The sequence below is a fragment of the Catenibacterium sp. co_0103 genome, assembly GCF_004168205.1.
Classification (GTDB): domain Bacteria; phylum Bacillota_I; class Bacilli_A; order Erysipelotrichales; family Coprobacillaceae; genus Catenibacterium; species Catenibacterium mitsuoka_A.
This window is the reverse complement of the sequence record NZ_RCYB01000140.1, coordinates 1-3,683: the sequence shown is the minus strand read 5'-3', so window position 1 is coordinate 3,683 and position 3,683 is coordinate 1. Positions and strand designations below refer to the sequence as shown.

Annotated in this window: 5 protein-coding genes; all 5 read right to left on the bottom strand. The window is 33.0% G+C overall.

The window, feature by feature from the left end; genetic code table 11:
• Positions 1-196: 196 nt before the first annotated feature.
• Entirely contained in the window at positions 197-901 is a 705-nt protein-coding gene (locus EAI80_RS12365; protein ID WP_022425965.1) for a GntR family transcriptional regulator, read from the bottom strand.
• 58 nt (positions 902-959) lie between these two features.
• Complete coding sequence (yfcE, locus tag EAI80_RS12360; protein ID WP_117460089.1) at positions 960-1,502, bottom strand: phosphodiesterase; 543 nt, start codon at positions 1,500-1,502, stop codon at positions 960-962.
• Position 1,503: 1 nt separating this feature from the next.
• Entirely contained in the window at positions 1,504-2,250 is a 747-nt protein-coding gene (locus EAI80_RS12355; RefSeq protein ID WP_129982279.1) for an exodeoxyribonuclease III, read from the bottom strand.
• Positions 2,251-2,275: 25 nt separating this feature from the next.
• The gene (locus EAI80_RS12350; protein ID WP_129982278.1) at positions 2,276-2,899 is read right to left on the bottom strand and encodes a GyrI-like domain-containing protein; all 624 of its coding nucleotides are present in this window, start codon (positions 2,897-2,899) and stop codon (positions 2,276-2,278) included.
• Positions 2,900-3,102: 203 nt separating this feature from the next.
• Entirely contained in the window at positions 3,103-3,609 is a 507-nt protein-coding gene (locus EAI80_RS12345; RefSeq protein WP_129982277.1) for a peptidylprolyl isomerase, read from the bottom strand.
• Between the last annotated feature and the right edge of the window lie 74 nt (positions 3,610-3,683).

Genomic DNA, 3,683 nt, shown 5'->3' with positions numbered 1-3,683 from the left:
GACAAATAGTCTATATCCTGAATATTTCTGCTCCACACTTCTCTTAAATCGTTACCTGTAGATTATGGGTATTCAAATTATTTTTTCATAAAATAAAAATTTAAATTTATTAATACAGTTATATTCTTTGCATGTTTTTGCTACTTATAAATAAATGGTAAAATTAAAAGAGAACCATAACATATAGTTCTCTTAGTTATTGTTCTACAATGACGGTTTGGAATTCAAAGTCTGCATAGTGTCGACGATTGAATGTCAACTCAAATACAGAGCCATTAGAAAGGTATGTTGTCTGTTCTTCCTGGATATAAGGTTCCCCTTCACCTAGTCCTAAGAATGACTGTTCGAGTATTGTAGACAGTGCTGATGTGATCTTTAAGTGACAACTCTGAACCGTCATATGTAACTGATTGATTACATATTTATACAATGAATCCTTTAGGACATCTGCTTTCAAGTTAACTAAACGATATAGTGGAATATATGTAATTTCTACACAATAAGGTTTTCCATCAACAGAACGATTTCTAATAATATGATAAACAAAGTCTCCTTCATCTATCTGTAGCTTTTCCGCTATTTTCTTATCACTTGGTATAACCTCAAATACTTTAATATCCGAAGTTACATCATGTCCTTCAAAACGCATAGAAAGACTGCGCATACGGACAGTTTCATTGTTTTCAGATACATTGAGTTCTTTCACAAATGTACCTGCTCCACGGCGACGAATAATGAGACCTTCTTTTACTAGAATCTCCAAAGCCTTCTTCATCGTTTCTTTATTACAATGGTAATTAACACATAACAAGTATTCGTAAGGAAGTTTCTGGCCCGAAGTATATTCTCCCGACTTAATCTTCTCTCTAATTGCATCTGCAATATCTCTATACTTTGCCACAAAACCACCTCCTTACTTAAAAATACCATACTTTAAAAAAGAATGCACTGTATAATTCTTATTTTGTAATTTTTTTACACCAAATCTCTTTATGTTCTAAATTATAAAGTGTGAATGTTTCATTTTCATAAACTAAGAAACTCTTTACACCTTGTTTTGGCAAAGAAATAGAGTTTGGATTCACTGTGTAGAAGCCATGGTCTTCAAATACTGGAACATGATAATGTCCATAAAGGAATACATCACCCTTCTTTAAATAAGGCATATTGTCTTTATTGTATAAATGTCCATGAGTAATATAGAAATCATGTCCGTCTACATTAAGTAATGCATAATCACTTCTCATAGGGAAGTCTAAAACCATCTGATCTACTTCTGCATCACAGTTACCTCTTACTGCAAGTATCTTATCTTTATATTTGTTTAATAGAGGAATACACTTTTTAGGTGCATACCCTTCTGGTAAGTCATTTCTAGGACCATGATATAAAATATCACCAAGGATGATTAAACGGTCTGGCTGCTCTTCATCAAAGTAGTGCATCACCTTTTCTAGGTCATTATAAGAACCATGTATATCTGATATGATCATTAGTTTCATTTTATTCCATCTCCAATCCGATTGGGCAGTGATCACTGCCCAGTATGTCACTATATATTAAACTCTCTTTTATTCTCTCTTTCAATGAATCAGAGACAATAAAATAGTCAATTCTCCATCCAGCATTTCTTTCTCTTGATTTAAACATATAGCTCCACCATGTATAAGCATCTTTCTTATCTGGATAAAGATATCTGAATGTATCAATATAGCCATGAGATAAAAGTTCTGTCATCTTATTACGTTCCTGATCAGAGAAACCTGCATTATGATGATTGGATGAAGGGTTCTTTAAATCTATTTCATGATGAGCTACATTGAGATCACCACAAAGGATGACAGGCTTATTAAGAGCATCTAAATAGGCAAGGAAAGCATCTTCCCATTCCATACGATAATCAATTCTAGCAAGCTCTTTTTTAGAATTAGGCGTATAACATGTTACAAAATAATAGTCTTCAAACTCTAATGTAATGACTCTTCCTTCCTGATCATGTTCCTCTATTCCTATTCCATAAGATACTGATAGTGGTTCTATTCGAGTAAGTACAGCCGTTCCACTATACCCCTTCTTAAGAGCATCATTAGTATAAAGTGTATAACCTGGGATATCTAATTCAATCTGATCTTTTTGCGCCTTAGTTTCCTGTAAGGCAAAAATATCAGCATTCAATGATTCAAAACTTTCTAAAAAACCTTTTTTTAAACAGGCACGAATGCCATTCACATTCCATGATACATATTTCATATTTTTCTCCTTAAAAAAGAAGGAGCTAGAAAGCTCCTTCTCCATTTTCTGCAATTGCATAACGAACAATTGTTTTCAGTTTTTCACTTGGTGTCTTTTCATAATCATTTAAGTAGACTTCATGATGGAATCCTTCTAAACGCATATTTTGAATAGTAATAAATTCCATAATCTGCTTAGTTGTATTGATTTCAGTATTATAAGCACCCTTATGTAGCATCTGTACGCAATGTCCTTCTGTCATCCTCTTAAGATATATATCTACAATGTAAGGATTATCCTTCTTGTTAGCAGCTTTCTGTTTAATAATTTCAAATGTATTCGGATCTAGAAGCTTTGGTTGTGCCATCATTAAAGTGAACTTAATCATCTTCTTACGAGTAACGTCAAACTTTGAATTATCATAGGTGTCCCATAATCCTTCTAGCGGTGAAATAAGATAAACAAGATTCTTTTCCTGTTTAAAATACTCTCTAATTTCTGCTGACATGATTCGAAGAGCTTTTGATTTTAAGTGGAACTCTTCTACTTCAGGATTACCGATTCCATCAATCATGATGAAATTGAATTCTGGAACATCAACAATGTCAATCTTCTTTGTTGATGCATCATATTGTTTTTTATACTCTTTACGTATACCTTCCTTCATACGGCGCCTCCTTTCTTAAACGTAAACATTATACAAAAATTCACAAGAAAATACTACCATTTTAGTATTATTTCTAAAGAATGTCTTGATAATGTGTCAATTTCATTAATATACTTTTGGGCATTGATTCATAACTGACAACAAAAAAGCTATTCATAAAGAATAGCCTAGATTTACTGTCAGTATATAATTGTATCAATATTTCAATATTTCGCAACATTTTTTTTTAATAATTTCATTGTCTTGATAACCTGTGGTTCATTAGGCATATCATTCCAAGGTGATCTTTTAACATTCGCAATCTTATCTACTTCTTCTAATCCTTCAGTAATTAAACCAAAAGCAGCATAGTCACCATCTAGATGTGGTGCATCAGCATGCATGATAAAGAACTGAGATGAAGCAGAATCCTTAACCATTGTTCTTGCCATTGATAAAACACCTCTTGTATGCTTTAGGTTATTAGTCACACCATTAGATGCAAATTCACCCTTGATAGATGCTGCTGGATGTTCTTTCATATCAGTATCATATCCACCACCCTGGATCATGAATCCTGGGATAACACGATGGAAGATTAAGCCATCAAAGAAGTTATTTTTAATTAAGTTCACAAAGTTTTCTACAGTAATAGGTGCTACTTCAGGATATAATTCACCCTTCATTACATTGCCATCCTGCATTTCAATTTCAAATAAGATTTTTTCCATGATTTCCTCCATTTCCCCGCGCCTTCGTTGCGCGGACACAAATATATAACCAAACTCAAATCCACCAAAACTAT

What these genes read in the sequence shown, in the direction of transcription:
- yfcE (WP_117460089.1), bottom strand. Translation starts at nt 1,502, where the DNA reads ATGAAACTAATGATCATATCAGATATACATGGTTCTTATAATGACCTA.
- EAI80_RS12355 (WP_129982279.1), bottom strand. Translation starts at nt 2,250, where the DNA reads ATGAAATATGTATCATGGAATGTGAATGGCATTCGTGCCTGTTTAAAA.
- EAI80_RS12350 (WP_129982278.1), bottom strand. Translation starts at nt 2,899, where the DNA reads ATGAAGGAAGGTATACGTAAAGAGTATAAAAAACAATATGATGCATCA.
- EAI80_RS12345 (WP_129982277.1), bottom strand. Translation starts at nt 3,609, where the DNA reads ATGGAAAAAATCTTATTTGAAATTGAAATGCAGGATGGCAATGTAATG.